The following is a 16157-nucleotide window of genomic DNA, read 5'->3' as shown; positions in this document are numbered from 1 at the left end:
ACGACGCATAAGAGGTGGCGCGCCCACAATCCGCCCTGTCCTTATCATCCGAAGGCCACACCGCCAGCCGCCATACTCCGCCCTGCATCTTCATCGACGGCAGCAGGACGGGGACCGACAGCATGGCGAACAGCACCTATACCGGCCGGGGCGAGACGGTCGTCGTCATCGACAGCGGCTGGTCGCCGACCTGGGAGACCGCCTCGCGCGTGGTCTATCAGCACGATTACGCCAACAACGACGCCGACGCGCGCAACCCCAACACCGACACCCATGGCGCCCTGGTGACCTCCAGCATCCTGTCGCAGGCGCCGGATCTCGGCATCATCGCGCTGAAGGTGATGCCGGACGCCACCACCACCGCGTCCGGGTCGGCGATCGAACAGGCGCTGCAATGGGTCGTGGCCCATGCGTCGGACTACAACATCGTCGGCGTCAACCTGTCGCTGGCCGGCGGCTCCGCCACCTCGGAGACCACGACCATCCTGTCGGACGAGCTGGCCAGCCTCGCCGCCAAGCGGGTGCTGGTGTCCGCCGCCGCCGGCAATGCCGGGCAGAACGGGACGGCGACCGACGTGTCCTATTTCGCCGCCGACCACAACACGATCTGCGTCAGCGCGTCGGGCGGCGACGGCACCCTGCCGGGCTGGGCCCAGCGCGTCCCGGGCATCACCGACCTCTGCGCCGACGGCACCGACATCCGGCTGACCGATCTGGCCGGGCGGACGCTGATGGGCAACGGCTCCTCCTTCGCCGCGCCGGCGGTGACCGCCGCGGTGGCGCTTGCCCAGCAGGAGGCGATCGCGCTGCGCGGCAGCGCCCTGACCCAGGACGAGTTCCTGTCGCTGGCCCACCAGACCGGAACGCCGATCGCCGGCACCGGCTACACCGACCTCAACACCCAGGCGCTGCTGACGAAGATCGGCCAGCTCTACGGCACAACGCCGACGCTGCCCGGAACCGGCACCCCCGCCACCACCACCGCCGCCATCCTGGTCAATGCCAAGGGCACGGCGGCCGCCGGGGTCAACGCCCATTTCACCCTGCTGGTCGACGGCCATGCCGTCGGCGGCGCCACCGTCGGCACCGCGGCCAAGAACTACGCCTTCACCGCCACCGTGTCGGCCGACAGCGCCCACAAGGTGCAGGTCCAGTACGACAATGACGGCTTCGCCGGCGGCCAGGACCGCAACCTGTTCGTCGACAGCGTCAGCGTCAACGGCCACCGCTATGCCGTCACCGACGCCGCGGTGACCTACGACAAGGGCGCGCTCGACGGGCGCGACGTGGTCAAGGGCCAGAGCGGAATGTGGTGGAACGGCACGCTGGTGGTCGCCGCCGACAAGAGCCTGTTCGGTGCGCACCCCGCGGCCCAGGCGCAGGTGGCCGAGCTTCAGGCGAGCGACCTGCTGGGCCACACGGTGTCGGCCAACGCGGCGTCGCACGGGACGGCCGAGGTCACGACGGCCTGGATGCCGGAAACCTTCCCGGCCTTCGAGGACGCCGCCCACGGCCTGCACGCCTGGTACGACGCGCATGACATGGCGCATGGAGTGGCGGCGTAACGAGGCCCGAAGGGGGAGTGGGGGCTTGCCCCCACCCCGCCCCTCCCCCGCTCCCCGCGGGGGAGGGGGAGATTACCGCTCGTGCATCGCTTCCTGGGCGCTGCGCGAGAGGGGGGAGAGCAGGTAGTCGGCGATGCGGCGGCGGCCGGTCTTGATCTCGGCGCTGACCGTCATGCCCGGCTGCAGCCGCGTCTGCTTGCCGTCGACCTCCAGCGTGTCCTGATCCAGCGCGATGCGGGCGGCATAGACCGACCCGGCCTCCGGCGCCTTGGCGCCACCCTTGTCCGTCCCCTTGTCGGCCTGCTGCTGCTGTTGCACGGCGTCGCTGGACAGCGAGGCGACGCGGCCGGGGATCAGGCCGTATTTGGTGAAGGAGAAGGCCTCCACCTTCACCTCCGCCACCTGTCCGGTCTGGACGAAGCCGATGTCCTTGTTGGGGATGAAGGCCTCGACCTCCAGATGGCTGTCCTCCGGCACGATGACCATCAGCGGCTGGGCGGTGGTCACCACGCCGCCCACCGTGTGCACCGCCAGCTGCTGGACATAGCCGTCCACCGGGGCGGTCAGCCGCAGCAGATCGACCTGCTGCTCCGCCTTGGCCAGCTCCTGCTCCAGCGAGGCGGCCTTGCGCTCGGCCTCGGCGAGGTTGGTGTAGAGCTGGCGGCGGAACTCGGCCTCGGTCTGGTGGCGCTGCTCGGCGGTGGCGGCGATGGAGGCGTCGGCCTCCGTCAGCTTGATCTTCTGGACCAGAAGCTCCTGCTCCTGCCCGACCAGATCCTGCTGGAGCTGCAGATACTGGAAGCGGGACGAGGTGCCGCGCTTCGACAGGTCGTACAGCGCCTCGGCCCGCTCGCGGATCAGCGGCAGGGTGGCGTTCAGCTTGGCGATGGTCTGCACCACGGTGGCGCGGTCGGCCTCGCGCCGCGCCTGCTCGCGGTCGAGCGCCGCCAGCTTGGCGCGCTGCTCGGCGATCTGGCTGGCGAGAAGCTGGCTCTGCATCCGCGCCAGATCGGCCGACAGGCCGGCCGGGGCGGCGAACGTGGCGTCGGTCTTGCCGTTCACCACCTCCAGCGCCGCCCGCAGCCGCGCCGCCTCGGCCTGGGCGGCCGACAGGTCGGAGCGGATGCGGTCGCGATCGGCGGCGGCCTCGGTCGGGTCCAGCTCGATCAGGGTCTGGCCGGCCTTGACCAGCTGGCCGTCCTCCACGTCGATGGCGCGGACGACGCCGGTCTGCATCGGCTGGATGGTCTTGGTCCGGCCGCTCGGCACCACCCGGCCCTGCGCCACCGCCACCACGTCGACATGGCCGAACCACGCCCAGGCGCAGGCCGCGGTGAAGGCCAGCATGATGACCCCGGTGAAGATGCGCGCGGTGGGCGAGGGCGGCCGTTCCAGGATCTCCAGCGCGTCGGGCAGGAAATCCATCTCGTCGCGGCGGCGCTTTTGCCGCCGGGTCGGTGGGCGCGGGCCGCCGGGCGTGCCGGGCGCGTTGGCCGGCGGCCTGACGCCCGGAGTGGAGGCGGGAGGGGTGGGCGCGGAGGGAGTGGTCTTCACCGCGGCGGTCGTCTTGCTCATGGCGTTCATCCCTCTCAGCCCGCGGCCCGCTGTTCGATCAGCCCGTCCGCAGGTGGGGCGCCGCTGCCCGGCAGCTGCCCCATTTGGCCGCGGAACAGCGTGGCGTAACGGCCGCCGCGGCGCAGCAGCTCGTCCGGCGCACCGTCCTCGACGATCCGGCCGCGCTCCACCGTAATGATGCGGTCGGCGATGGCGACGGTGGACAGGCGATGGGCGATGATCAGCACGGTGCGGCCGGCGCAGATGCGGCGCATGTTGGCCTGGACGATCCGTTCGGACTCATGGTCGAGGGCCGAGGTCGCCTCGTCGAAGATCAGGATGCGCGGATTGGTGACCAGCGCGCGGGCGATGGCGATGCGCTGCCGCTGCCCGCCCGACAGGCTGGCGCCGCGCTCCCCCACCACGGTGTCGTAGCCGTCGGGCAGCTCGACGATGAAGTCGTGGGCGCCGGCCAGCTTCGCCGCGCCGACGACGCGCGCCATGTCCATGGTCGGGTCGGTGAGCGCAATGTTCTCGCGGATGGATCCAGAGAACAGGACATTGTCCTGCAGCACGACGCCGATCTGCCGGCGCAGCCACACCGCGTCGGCGGTGGACAGGTCGGTGCCGTCGACCATCACCCGCCCGCGCTCCGGCACATGGAAGCGCTGCAGCAGCTTGGCCAGCGTGCTCTTGCCCGAGCCGGACGTGCCGACGATGCCGACCACCTGTCCCGCCGGGATGTGCAGCGACACGTCGCTCAGCGTCTCCGGCCCGTCATGGCGATAGCGGAAGGTGACGTGTTCGAAGGTCAGGTCGCCCCGGATCGCCGGCATTGCGGCGCGGCCGGGGCTCTGCAGCGGTTCGGGCGCGGTGTTCAGGATGTCGCCGATGCGGTGCATCGACAGCCGCACCTGCTGGAAGTCCTGCCACAGCTGGGCGATGCGCAGCACCGGCTGGACGACGCGGCCGGCGAACATGTTGAAGGCCACCAACTCGCCCACCGTCAGGCTGCCCTCGATCACCAGCTTCGCCCCCAGCCACAGCACCAGCATGGTCGAGATCTTGGAGACGAACTGCACCGACTGGCTGGCGACGTTGTTCAGGTTGCCGGCGCGGAAGCCGGCGCGGACATAGCCGGACAGCTGGTCCTCCCAGCGGCGCTGCATGCGCGGCTCCACCGCCATCGCCTTGACCGTCTCGATGCTCGACACCGTCTCGACCAGGAAGCTGTGGTTCTCGGCGCCGCGGGCGAATTTCTCGTCCAGCCGGCGGCGCAGGATCGGCGTCGCCACCAGGCTGATGGCGATGTAGACGGGGAAGGACGCCGCGACGATCGCCGTCAGCATCGGGCTGTAGACCACCATCACGCCCAGGAAGACCACGGTGAACAGCAGATCCAGCACCAGCGTGATGGTGGAACTGGTCATGAAGTTGCGGATCGTCTCCAGCTCGCGCACGCGGGCGACGCTGTCGCCGACCCGGCGCGCCGCGAAATAGCCCATGGGGAGCGACAGCAGCCGCTGGTACAGCTTGGCCCCCAGCTCCACGTCCAGCCGGTTGGCGGTGTGGGCGAAGGTGTAGGTGCGCAAGCCCCCCAGCACCGCCTCGAACAGGATGACCGCCAGCATGCCGGCCATCAGCACGTCCAGCGTGCCCAGGCTGCGATGGACCACCACCTTGTCGACCACCACCTGGAAGAACAGCGGCGTCACCAGCGCGAACAGCTGGATGAAGAAGGAGGCCAGCAGCACCTCGCCCAGGATGCCGCGGTATTTCCAGGCGACCGCGCCGAACCAGCGGGCGTCGAAGCGCGGCTGGCCCATGCCCAGCGTGCCCTTGCGCCCCAGGCAGAGCAGCCGGCCGCTCCACAAGGGCTCGAAGCCTTCGCGGTCGAGGATGCGGGTCTGGTTGGTCGCCGCGTCATGCACCAGCACGCGGTCGTTGCCGGCCTTGGCCAGCACCAGGAAGCCGCCGTCGGGACCGGGGACCAGCGCCGGCAGCGGCATGCGCTCCAGCCGCTCCCATTTGGTCTTCACCACGCGGGCCTTGGCACCCAGCCGGTGGGCTTGGCGGACCAGCCCGGTCAGGTCGGGGGATTCGCCGCCGCAGGCATGGCGCACGCCGTCATAGTCGGCCGGAATCCCCAGCATGCGCAACGCCGACACCAGCCCGGCGATGCCGGGATCGAGACGGGGGCCGGGATTGGGTCCAGGGTTGGGACCGGTTTGGGCGCCAGGGGGAGGGGAGGAGGGGTCCCGCGCCGGATCGGCCGGCGATCCGTCTCGCATCTGTTCCATGAAGGCTTCCCGGTTCCGAAACTCTAAGGGGTGGCGCCGAACGGCTGCGGCCATTCGAAGGTGAGCATCGCCTTCCCCCACGGCCACCCGAACGATGGGGTACCCCGCATCGTCGCCGTTCAAAGGGGGGATGACCGAACGGTCTCCCAAGGCCCTCCGAGGCAACGCCGCATCGGCCCTCTTTCAGGGCGCCGCAGAGGTCCGTAACGGGAGCCTTCATGCGCTGCCGCTATCCGCGGAGCAATCTTGCGACACCCCGCGGGACTCTGGGAACCGCAAGCAGATCCTCTGCTTGCGGCTCTGGTGCCGTCTCCTTACGACCAGATGGACGCAGGGGCTGCGAGGGCTGCTTTCGTGTGATACTCACTTGGCAGAACGACGTGAACTTTATCAGTGATATCAAGCGTAAAATCGGACTTACCATCGGCGTTGGTATCGATACTTCCGCCGAAGTGGAGGGTGTGATCGCCGATGCTCAGTTTATCGAGCACCGCCCAGTAACCGCCGGCCATCGCCGGGCTCTGCTCGACGCCGGTCGGTCCAAGGGCGAAAGCGTCCGAACCGACAGTGTGCTCTTGTATCGTACCGATCGAGAAGAAATCGGTCTTCACATAGTTCCCGTCGAGGGCAACGGGGACGTTGTCCACTTCGAAAAACACGCTCTGGACCCACCCCTTGATGGTGTCGATGGTGCTCTCGACGTCCTGGATCGTGGCGGGCGGCGTGGGGTTCGTCTTGTTCAGATCGGGAAGGGATTCCGCCCAGTTCAGTATTGGAACCAGAACGGTGTTGTTGGAGGGGATATAGATATCCTCCCGCGTCACGATTGCGTGTTGGGGATCATTCGATTCCGTGTTGCCGGCGGACCCGGCCAGGAAAAAGAGGTTGTGCCCGACATCGCCCATGCCCGCAGCGGAACCGGAAAGATCCTCAAAGGGATTGTTCCCACTCCCAGAGGGCAATTGCGCAGCCCATTTCCACCAAGCTTCTGTAAGACCAGGAACAGAATATCCCCTGTAATGTTGACTGACGAATTCGTTTCCGGACCTCCCGTTTGACGAAGACATGTGACAACCTCCGATTTGATATTGCCATTGCGCTTTGGAAAAGCGCGACAGGAACATCATCGTCAGCCCAAATCCTTCGATTAACGCAAGTTAACTCTCCACCGAATGAACGCCCCCTCGACCTTTTGTGGCCGCCGGAGGGAAAAAGAATAGGCACCGTCGGGAGGTTGGCCATCTGGCCACTGCGGCCGGATCGGCGGGAGCCGTTGACCCGTGTCATCTGCGTCCGGCATACGCTCCATCGCCCGTCCGGGCCGGTGGCTTTCCCCACCGGCTTTTCCTGGACCGGATGCGGTGCTTGGGAGTACGCATGCGGGACCAGAGCCGGACCGCCGGAACCGGTGCCGTCTCCCCCCTTCGCCGGACACGCCCCGCCTTGTCGCCGATCCCCCAGCTCCTGCGCCTTCTATTCCTGCTGCTGACGCCCCTGTGGCTGTCGCTGGCGGTGGAGGGGCTGGGTCTGCAGGGATCGATGCCGTCGCTGCTGTCCAACTGGCGCCGCTCCGCGGAAATCGACACCACCCTGGCGCCGCCGACCGGCTGGCGGGAACGGGCCTATCTGGCCGCCAACCCCGACGTCGCCGCCGCCGTCCGCAACGGGCAACTCTCCAGCGGCTATGCCCACTACGTCCAGCAGGGCCGCACCGAGGGCCGCCGCGGCGGCTTCGCGGAACAGGCCGGGGACGCGGCCAAGCCGGCTCCCGCGCAGCCCGCCCCCGAAAAGCCGTCACAAGCCCAACCGGCTCAAGTCCAGCCTGTCGAGACCCAGCCGGCGGCACAGACAGCCGCAACCTCCATTCCGGCCCCCCCGATCCCGGCGGCGAAGCCCGAGCCGCAGGACGGCGCCCCCGCCCTGCGGACGGAGCCGGCGGTGGAAATCCTGCGTCCCGGCGTCAAGCCGACCCCCGACGCGCCCACCCGCCCGACTGGTGTCCAGACCGTGGCGGCCTCCGCGACGCCCCGCCATGTGGAGCGCATCCGCACCGCCAACGGCGGCGACGGGCTGCGCGTCGTGCTCGACCTCGACCAGGACCCGCGCTTCGAGACGCCGGTGCGCCGCCCCGACGGCCGGCTGGAGGTGATGCTTCCCGGCACGCTGTGGCAGGCCGCCCCGTCCGGACGCCTGCCGGCGACGACGCTCGCCTACCGGGCGGAGCGGAGCGGCACCGGCACCCGCCTGCTGTTCAGCGACGAGGAGGGCGACGCCAAGGGGGATGCCGTCCGGCTGCTCGCCGTCTCCACCTTGGCCCCGGAGAAGGACCGCGGCCACCGGCTGCTGATCGACGTGGCGCTGCCCTCCATGGAGAAGGCCGAGCGCAAGGGCCGCTGAGAAAAGGGCGGCCCCAAAGCCGCCCTTTTCTCATCCTCAAGTCCAACCTCAGGCCGGAAGCTCGGTCCGCTGCCGGGTCGACAGCCCGCCATCCCCCGCCGCCAGCAGGCCGGACGCCAGGGTGGACGACGAAGCGTCGTGGAAGCCGCCGTCCATCCCCAGCGTCTCCGATCCGGTCATCCCGGCCGCCAGCATGGTGACGGCGATGGGCGTCATAGCGGCGAAGGCGGGCATCGCCGCCGTTTCGGAGGAGGTGCTGCGCTTGATGTAGGCCAGCTCGACCGCGGCGTCGCTGGTGCCGAACTCCGTGGCGATCTCCGGATGGCTCGCCAGATAGGCCGCCGGGTCGAAGGCGGTCAGCGACCGGCCCTCGCTGTAGCCGAACTGGACATAGTGGATTTCCGCCGCCTGGACGTCGGGACCGAAGACCTGGATCAGGTCCGGGTTGCTGGCGATGTAGCGCAGCGCGTCGAAGCCCTGGGCCGGCCTGCCTTCCGACCGGCCGAACTGGATGTAATGGCTGGCCGCGGCGTCGGGGCTGAGGCCATAGGCGAGGGCGACGTCCCGGTTGGCGGCCAGATAGTTGTAGCCGTCGAAGGTGACGCTGCGCCCCTCGGCGGAGCCATGCTCGATGAAGTGGCGGGTGCCGGCGTTGGCGTCGGTGCCGAAGGCGGCGATCAGGTCCGGATAGGAGGCGATGTAGTCCAGCCCGTCGAAGTTGGGATGCCGCCCCTCGCCATAGCCGAACTCGATGTAATGCCGGGCCGCGGCGTCGGTGTTGGTGCCGAAGGCCGCGATCAGGTCGGGGTAGGAGGCGGTGTAGGCCAGCGGGTCGAAGGTGACCGTCCGCCCTTCCGCCTGTCCATATTGCTGGTAATGCTGGGTCGCGGCCTCGGTGTTGGTGCCGAAGGCGGCGATCAGGTCGGGATAGGAGGCGATGTAGGCGAGCGCGTTGAACTGCCCGCCGGCGGCCGGTGTCGAGGGGGTGGAGGCGGGATCGGCGGGCGGGACGGGGGTGGGATCCGGTGTCGGATCCGGGGTGGGGACCGGTGTCGGATCGGGGACGGGAGTGGGATCCGGCTGCGTGACGGGCGGCGGGGGAGGAGGAGGAGGAGGAGGGGGAGGCGAAACGGCGGCCTGAACAATGGTGACGCCACCGTCGCTGCCGACCTGGAACTGGCTGGCTTCAAAGCTGCCGTCCAGGGTCATCGCCAGATCGCTGCCGACCCGCAGGGTGGTGGAGCCGGCGGCCGTCTCGACCTGCATGGCGGAAAGGTCAACGCCCTCGATCAGCAGACGGTCGCCGATCGCGGCACCGGTGACGCTGGTGAAGCCGTTGGCCTGGGCCGCCGTCATCGTCACGGTGTGATGCTGGCTGCCGGTCAGGGCCAGCGTCTCGACGCTGGTCAGCGTCATGCCGCTGATGTTGATCTTCGGCGAGGCGACGTCGGTGTAATATTCCAGATCGTAGCCGTTGTAGCTGGTCAGATTGTCGGACCGCAGTTCCAGCGTGTCGGTGCCCTCGCCGCCGTCGAAGCTGACGGTGCCGGCGTCATACTGGCTGACCACGATGTAGCGGTCGTTGCCGCCCTCGCCATAGAGCGTGTCGGCCTGGGTCTGGGCATAGCTGCCCGAGCTGACGATGCCGGCCAGGATGGTGTCGTCGCCGTCGCCGCCATGGATGGTGTCGCGTTCCCAATCGCCCTTCATCAGGTCGTTGCCGGCATCGCCATAGAGCAGGTCGGCACCGCCGCCGCCGGCCACCGTGTCGTTGCCGATCCCGCCGTGCAGCTCGTCATTGTCGGCGCGGCCGTACATCAGGTCGGTGCCGCCGCCGCCGAAGATGGTGTCGTTGCCGTCGCCGGCCTCCAGCGTGTCGTTGCCGGCGCCGCCATACTCGACGTCGTTGCCGCCATGGCCCCAGAACCACACGGCGGTGTCGCCGGCGGTCAGGCTGTCGGCATATTCGGAGCCGACCCAGCGCTGGATGTTGACGAAGGTGTCGCCGGCCGCCTCGCCGGTGTTGTTGGCACCGTTGGTCAGGTCCAGGGTGAGGCCGGTGGTGGCGTTCTCGTAGGTGACGATGGTGAAGCCGTTGCCGCCGACATAATGGTCGGCGCCCAGCCCGCCGTTCAGCGTGTCGCCGGCCGACTGCCCGCTGTTGCCGCCGCCGACCAGCGTGTCGTCGCCCAAGCCGCCGATCAGGCTATCATTGCCGGTGCCGCCGGTGATGCTGTCGTTGCCGGCCCCGCCATTGATGGTGTTGCCGCCATTGTCGCCGATCAGCGTGTCGTTGCCGCTGGTCGCCGTGCCGCTGTAGGCCAGCCGGTGGACCCAGGCGCCGGTGTCGGAAACGGGCAGGGACGCGGCGATCGGCCCGGTGGTCACGTCAAGGTCCCAGGAGGCGCCCAGCGATGAGTGGCCGACCGGATGGCTGGCGGCGGCGACGCGCACGCCGGTCGCCTGGGCGAGCGCCGCGGCGAAGCGGCCGCCGTCCGCACCGGTGTCGCAGGCATGGATCAGGATCTCCGTACCCGGCGCCTGCGGCCAAATGCGCCCCTCTGCCTTGCGAGCGGACAGCGCCGCGACGTCGAGCCGGCCGGCACCCAACCGCACCGCACCCGGTTCGCCATGGGCCAGCAGATGGATGGCGGCGGGCCGGTCGGCGAGTGCGTCGGCCAGGGCCTCCCCGCCATCCCCGTCAGCCGTTACCCGGACGATCCGGACGTCGGGCCGGCAACGGTCGAGCAGCAGGTCGAGATCGTCGAGGCTGGCGTCCGCAATCAGTACGTCGCGCAAGGATGGTCCTCCTTCATGGCCGCCGGCGGCAGCGGCAATATTCCCCCAGACCGAACGGCCGTCCTCCCCCGAATGTGAGGAATGAACGCCCATCAACAATTCGATAAGTCGGGGTATCGCCGGCAAGAACGGGTGATCACCTGTAGGAAATCGCAAGGAGGAGAATGCGATTTCAGACGGTGACTTCAGCGCATTTTCGCGTCCGCTCGTATTTGATCGAAATTTCCTCTTTTCGGGAAACTGCCATTTTGCGCACACGAAAAAGGGGTGGTTCGGAGCTGGGCTGCGGCAAGACTCCAAACCATAAAATCAACATTTTAGATCATGATTTCATAACACTAAAACAACACATAAGGGTGCTTATGGAAAAACAGCCAAGCTCCAGCTCCGGCCGTTCACTCCCCGGCGGGTTCGACCACCGCCTGCCCGCGGGAGATGTCGGCGACCAGCCGGATGAACGCGTCGGCCCGGTCGCGGGGTAGCGTGACGTGAAGCCGGACCCCCTCGGGGGTGAAGCCCGTCGTCTCCACCCGCGTGCCGGGAAAGCCGCCGAGGCTGGAGCGGATGCGCGCCTCGTCGGCGAAGGCGCAGGCGACCGACAGGGTGGCGTAATCGACGATGGGCTCGCGCTCCGCCGCTTTCAGGCAACTGGCCGCCGTGCCGCCATAGGCGCGCACCAGCCCGCCCGCCCCCAGCAGGATGCCGCCGAACCAGCGGCTGACCACCACCGCCACCCGGTCCAGCTCCTGCCCCTCGATGGCCTGCAGGATCGGCCGCCCGGCCGTCCCGCCCGGCTCGCCGTCGTCGCTGAAGCGATAGACGTCGCCGACCCGCAAGGCCCAGCAATTGTGGCCGGCGTCGGGCATGCTGTGTTCGGCGATGAAGCGGCGCGCCTCCTCCTCGCTGTCGGCCGGGGCGGCCTGGGCCAGGAAGCGGCTCTTCTTGATCTCCTGCTCGAACCGTTCGGTCCTGACGAGGCTGAACATCACGCGCCTACAGCACGAGATCGAAGGCGGAGAAGCTGTAGTTGGCGATGTTGACCTGGACGCGGAAATCGGCCGTGCGATCGCCGTTCACGTCGCCCTCGATCAGCGTCACGGCGCCGGAGGCCTGATAGCGCAGCTGGCCGGCCGCGCTGAAGCCGGCGGTGCCGATGAAGGTGAAGGCGTCGTTGTCGGTGGTGCCGGTGATGGCGTCGATCTCCGACAGGTCGATGCGGTCGCCCTCGGCGCCGACGGTGGCATAGCTCGCCAGCCCCTGCAGCGCCTCCGCCGCCACGACGGCGCCGTTGAAGTTGATGATGACGTCGGGGGCGGCCAGGGTGGATTCGGTCAGGTTGCGGATGGAGAAGACGTCCGCCCCGGCGCCGCCGTCCATCAGATCGGCGCCATAGCCGCCGATCAGCGTGTCGCTGCCGTTGCCGCCCAGCAGCACGTCCTCGTAGGTGGTCGTCGTGTCGCTGGCGTTGACGGAGATCTCGTGGCTGCGGTCGGAATAGACGTCGCCGAACATCACGTCGTCGCCGTTGCCGCCGCGCAGCACGTCGCTGCCCAGCCCGCCATAGAGCGTGTCGTTGCCGCCGCCACCGTCCAGCCAGTCGTTGCCGGCCCCGGCGTCGAGCCAGTCGTTGCCCTCCTCGCCGAGCAGGGTGTCGTTGCCGACGACGTCGATGACGTCGCCGCGCATCAGGTCGTCCCCCGCCCCGCCGAACATCAGGTCGTTGCCCGCCCCGCCCTCCAGCTGGTCGGCGCCGTCGCCGCCCAGCAGGACGTCGTTGCCCGCATTGCCGAACAGCGTGTCGTTGCCGGTCAGCCCGGCGATGGTGTCGTTGCCGCCGCCGCCGCCGATGGCGTCGCCCATGATCCCGCCGACCAGATAATCGTTGCCGGTGGAGGCCGAGGACGAGACGGTCAGCCCGGTCAGCGAGGGCTGGGAAAAGCTGACCAGGGATCCCACCGGATAGACCCCGTCGGTGGCCTGCAGCAGCTCGATGCCGGTCAGCGTGTCGGTGCCGTCGGGCCCGCTGATCAGCAGGTTCCCGTTGGCATCGATGGACAACGAATAGGAGGCGAGCGCCCCGGTCAGCACGAAGGTATCGATGCCGCCCAACCCGTCCACCGCGTCGGTGATCGGGTTGCCCAGCGCATCATAGGCGGCGCTGCCGCTCAGCGTGTCGTTGCCGGTCGTGCCGGTCACCACCACCGGCGCGCCCAATGGTGCGCCCAATGGCGCCCCCTGCCTGGACAACAGATCCGCCGCCCAGGCGGGAGCCGCCGCCCCGGTTGGGCGGGGCGTCGCCCGCAGCGGCCGGCCCTCGTTCCGCCCGAAGACGAGGTAATGGAGTTCGGCCGCCGTGGCGTCGCCGCCGGTCGCCGCCGCCACATCGGCGTTGGCCGCCAGATAGGCCACCGCGTCGAAGGTGACGCCGCGCCCCTCGCTCCGCCCGAAGCTCAGGTAATGGAGGGTCGCGGCCCGGCTGTCGGTGCCGAAGGCGGCGATCAGGTCGGGATAGGAGGCGAGGTAGCCCAGCGCGTCGAAGCCGGTCCTCCGCCCTTCGCGGGCGCCATAGACCAGATAATGCTGCCGGGCGGCCTCGGCATCGACGCCGACCGCCGCCAGCACGTCCGGGTTGGCGGCCAGATAGCCCAACCCGTCGAAGCCGCCGAGGCTGCGCCCCTCGTTCCGGCCGTTCCAGGCGTAATGGGCCGCCGCCGCGATCGTGTTGTCGCCGAAGGCGACGGCGAGGTCGCGGTTGGCCGCAAGGTAGCTGCGCGCGTCGAAGGCGAAGGCCGAGGGTGCGGCGGTGCGGCCGTCGATGGTCAGCAGCTCCACATCAGTCAGGATATCGATGTTACGGCTCGACACCACGGCATAGCGCCGGCCGCTGCCGTCGAGCGCCACCACCACCGGCGTCTCCGCCCGGTAGCTGCCGCCCTGCAGGGCATAGCGGCGCGGATCCGCGGTGTAGATGGCGCGGTCGGTGCCGCCGGCGCCGTCGAAGCTGCGCCCGCCGGGGACGCCCAGATAGACGCTGTCGTTGCCGTTCGCCCCGACGAAGCCGTCGATCTGCTGGAAAATCCGGGCGCCGAGCCGGTCGAGCGTCCCGCCGGTCAGCGGAACATTCAGCCCCTCGATCCGGTAGCGCAGGGCGCCGGCCGGATCGCGGTCGGTCAGGCCGGTGAAGCGGACGCTCGCCGCCGCCCCGCTGCCGGCGGCGGCATAGTCGAGCGTGGCGGCATGCGCCCGGCCGGCGACGGTGCGGGTGACGGTCTGGCTGCCGGTCCCGGCGGCGATGGAGGCGGCATCCGGCAGGGTGGTGAAGGCGTCGGCGACGAACCCGTTCGCCAGCCGGGACTCGTCCAAATCGAGGGCGAAGCCCTGCCCCGCCACCAGCCGCGCCATGCACGCCCCCCTAGCCGTCCCCCTTGGCGCCGCAAGGCGGCACCGACCGGCCGATCAGGCCGGATGAACCGGTCGGACAGACCGGTCAGATGACCTGGAGATAGGCCGGGTCGAGCGCGCCGTGGCGGAACGGGATCCAGTCCTTGTGGTCGGCGCGGTACTGCAGGCCGTAGGGGTTCTTAAAGAAGATCTTCTGCAGCGGCTGGCCGCCTTCGGCGCGGGTGCGCTCCAGGTCGATCAGCGGCGAGGAGGCGAACACCTTCTCCCACAGCTCGGTGTTGTCCACCTCGCGGCCGGCGTTCTTCACATAGTCGCGCGCGGTGTCGCTGAGCTGCCAAGCCTCTTCGACCATCGCGTAATAGTCCACAGTACCCTCGGCCATGGCCTTCGAACTCCAACCAGCGTTGCACAGAGTTTCCGCTCACATAGCGCATTTCCGGCGGCAAAGGAACCACCTGCGCGCCGCAGCGGTCGAGCGCGGCCGGCCCGGCCGGCTACGCCCGTAAGGTAATGTTATAACACGCCGTAAGGCCCCGTTCTTCAGGGCGGAGAAATTAAGCCGCCATTGGGCATTAGACGCGCCAGCGTTTCTGATGCCCGAATGCATTATGTTCTTGATGCGTTCTATTTGGCGTGGCAGCATGCCAGACGGCTGAAATAGCCCAGGTGTGCCGACATCATGCTGATCCACAAAGGCTTCCGCTACCGCGCCTATCCCAGCCTAGCCGCTCAGGCCGTGCTGGCGCGGTGGTTCGGCTGCGCCCGCGTGGTCCACAACCTCGGCCTCGATCAGCACCGCATGTTCTCCCGCAAGGGCCGGTCCTTCGGCTACACCAAGCAGACCGCTGACCTGCCGGCGCTCAAGGCCGAGTTCCCCTGGCTCGCCGAATGCTTCAGCCAGTGTCTCCAGCAGGCCCTCAAAGACCTCGACCACGCCTTCCAGTGCTTCTTCACGGGCCTAGGCGACTACCCGCGGCCCTGGAAGAAGTTCGAGGATGACAGCCTGCGCTTCCCGCAGATGACCCGCACCGACGCCAAGACCAGCAAAGTCGTGGACATGGTCGCGCTGACGCGCGACGGCATCCACTTTCCCGGCGGCCTTGGCTTCATCCCGGTCTGTTTCCACCGGCCGCTGGAGGGTACGCCCAAGCACGTCACCCTGCAGCGCCAGGGGCGCACCTGGTGGGTATCAGTGTGCTGCGAGATCGAGATTACTACGCCGCGGCCGCTCGGCAACGACACGCTGCTCAAGGGCTTCACCGGCGTCGACTTCGGCGTGGCCAACGCCTACACGCGCGCCGACGGGCGTGTCTATGCCGTGCCCGGCGAGACGGAGGGTGAAGCCAAGCGGCGCTTGCGCCTGGAACGGCGTATCGCGCGGGCGGTCGAGGCCCGCAAGGCGCACGGTCGGATCAACCGGTCGCGGCGGGAAATGAAACTGCGAGAGTCCTTGCGGGCGCTGGACCAGCGGGTCCGGCGCCGACGGGATGACGCGTTGCACAAGATCACGAGCGACCTGGCCCAGAACCACGGCCTGATCGGCATCGAGGACTTGCGCATCGCGACCATGACGGCCAGTGCCCGCGGCTCGGCCGAAGCACCGGGCCGCAAGGTTGCCCAGAAGGCCGGGCTGAACCGTGGCCTTCTCGGCAACGCCTTCGGCAAGTTCCGGCGCATGCTGACCTACAAGGCCGGCTGGTACGGAGCGGCGGTGGTGGCGATCGAACCGGCTTGGACGAGCCAGATCTGCTCGGAATGCCATCGGCACCCGAAGGACAGCCCGGAGACGGCGCATTTGCCGCATGGCCGGACCAGCCAGGCCGAGTTTGTCTGCCCGCTGTGTGGCTTTGCCTGTCATGCCGATGTGAACGCGGCGCGTAACATCGAGCGGCTGGCGACGCGGGAGTTCCTGCGCCGAGTGGATAGCGCAGAGTATGCGGCCAAGCCGGCGCCGGCGAAGCGGAAGAAGACACTGTCCGGGCTCTCAGCGAAGCCGAAGGCTTCGCCTGACGCCTCTCGGACGCGAGATCAAGATCCTGCCGGAGGACGTCCGGTGGCAGCGCGGGGAGCCCGAGGCGTGAGCCAGGCGAAGAACCGCGACGTCTCCGTCAGCCGTAGGGCTGGCTGAGAGAAGCCCCTC

General features: G+C 68.8%; 10 protein-coding genes. 3 read left to right on the top strand and 7 right to left on the bottom strand.

The window, feature by feature from the left end; all coding sequences use genetic code 11:
- Nucleotides 1–122 precede the first annotated feature (122 nt).
- The gene (locus ACCD06_RS27710) at nt 123–1565 is read left to right on the top strand and encodes a carbohydrate-binding domain-containing protein (RefSeq protein WP_413344975.1); all 1443 of its coding nucleotides are present in this window, start codon (nt 123–125) and stop codon (nt 1563–1565) included.
- A gap of 72 nt (nt 1566–1637) precedes the next feature.
- Here ACCD06_RS27710 and ACCD06_RS27705 read toward each other — a convergent pair whose 3' ends face one another.
- The 3 genes from ACCD06_RS27705 to ACCD06_RS27695 all read right to left on the bottom strand — a co-directional run bounded on the left by ACCD06_RS27705 (nt 1638) and on the right by ACCD06_RS27695 (nt 6546).
- Nucleotides 1638–3140: an HlyD family type I secretion periplasmic adaptor subunit gene (locus ACCD06_RS27705; RefSeq protein WP_413344973.1), complete on the bottom strand. Its 1503-nt coding sequence runs from the start codon at nt 3138–3140 to the stop codon at nt 1638–1640.
- 14 nt (nt 3141–3154) lie between these two features.
- Entirely contained in the window at nt 3155–5419 is a 2265-nt protein-coding gene (locus ACCD06_RS27700) for a type I secretion system permease/ATPase (protein WP_413344971.1), read from the bottom strand.
- A 314-nt stretch (nt 5420–5733) separates the two neighbouring features.
- On the bottom strand, nt 5734–6546 hold the full coding sequence (locus tag ACCD06_RS27695; protein WP_413344969.1) for a hypothetical protein: 813 nt from the start codon (nt 6544–6546) through the stop codon (nt 5734–5736).
- Between the two features lie 250 nt (nt 6547–6796).
- On the opposite strand from ACCD06_RS27695, the gene ACCD06_RS27690 reads away from it, so the two are divergent.
- On the top strand, nt 6797–7816 hold the full coding sequence (locus tag ACCD06_RS27690; protein WP_413344967.1) for a hypothetical protein: 1020 nt from the start codon (nt 6797–6799) through the stop codon (nt 7814–7816).
- Nucleotides 7817–7864: 48 nt separating this feature from the next.
- Here the strand turns inward: ACCD06_RS27690 and ACCD06_RS27685 are convergent, their stop codons facing one another.
- The 4 genes from ACCD06_RS27685 to ACCD06_RS27670 form a co-directional block, all read right to left on the bottom strand.
- Nucleotides 7865–10615 (bottom strand): DUF4347 domain-containing protein, encoded by a 2751-nt coding sequence (locus tag ACCD06_RS27685; RefSeq protein ID WP_413344965.1) that lies wholly within the window; start codon nt 10613–10615, stop codon nt 7865–7867.
- 395 nt (nt 10616–11010) lie between these two features.
- Nucleotides 11011–11601, bottom strand: coding sequence for an IMPACT family protein (locus ACCD06_RS27680; RefSeq protein WP_413344963.1), 591 nt, complete (start codon nt 11599–11601; stop codon nt 11011–11013).
- 7 nt (nt 11602–11608) lie between these two features.
- Nucleotides 11609–14017, bottom strand: a complete 2409-nt coding sequence (locus ACCD06_RS27675) for a calcium-binding protein (protein WP_413344961.1) — start codon at nt 14015–14017, stop codon at nt 11609–11611.
- 85 nt (nt 14018–14102) lie between these two features.
- The gene (locus ACCD06_RS27670) at nt 14103–14399 is read right to left on the bottom strand and encodes a hypothetical protein (RefSeq protein ID WP_044553747.1); all 297 of its coding nucleotides are present in this window, start codon (nt 14397–14399) and stop codon (nt 14103–14105) included.
- 297 nt (nt 14400–14696) lie between these two features.
- Here ACCD06_RS27670 and ACCD06_RS27665 point away from each other — a divergent pair, with 297 nt between their 5' ends.
- Nucleotides 14697–16145 carry an RNA-guided endonuclease InsQ/TnpB family protein gene (locus ACCD06_RS27665; RefSeq protein ID WP_413344958.1) on the top strand — a complete coding sequence of 483 codons (1449 nt, stop codon included), beginning with the start codon at nt 14697–14699 and terminating at the stop codon, nt 16143–16145.
- The last annotated feature ends 12 nt before the right edge of the window (nt 16146–16157 follow it).

Origin of the sequence: Azospirillum sp. CT11-132, assembly GCF_047302835.1 — a bacterium.
Classification (GTDB): domain Bacteria; phylum Pseudomonadota; class Alphaproteobacteria; order Azospirillales; family Azospirillaceae; genus Azospirillum.
Note: the sequence above shows the minus strand (reverse complement) of the source record. Positions and strands in the feature narration are given on the sequence as shown.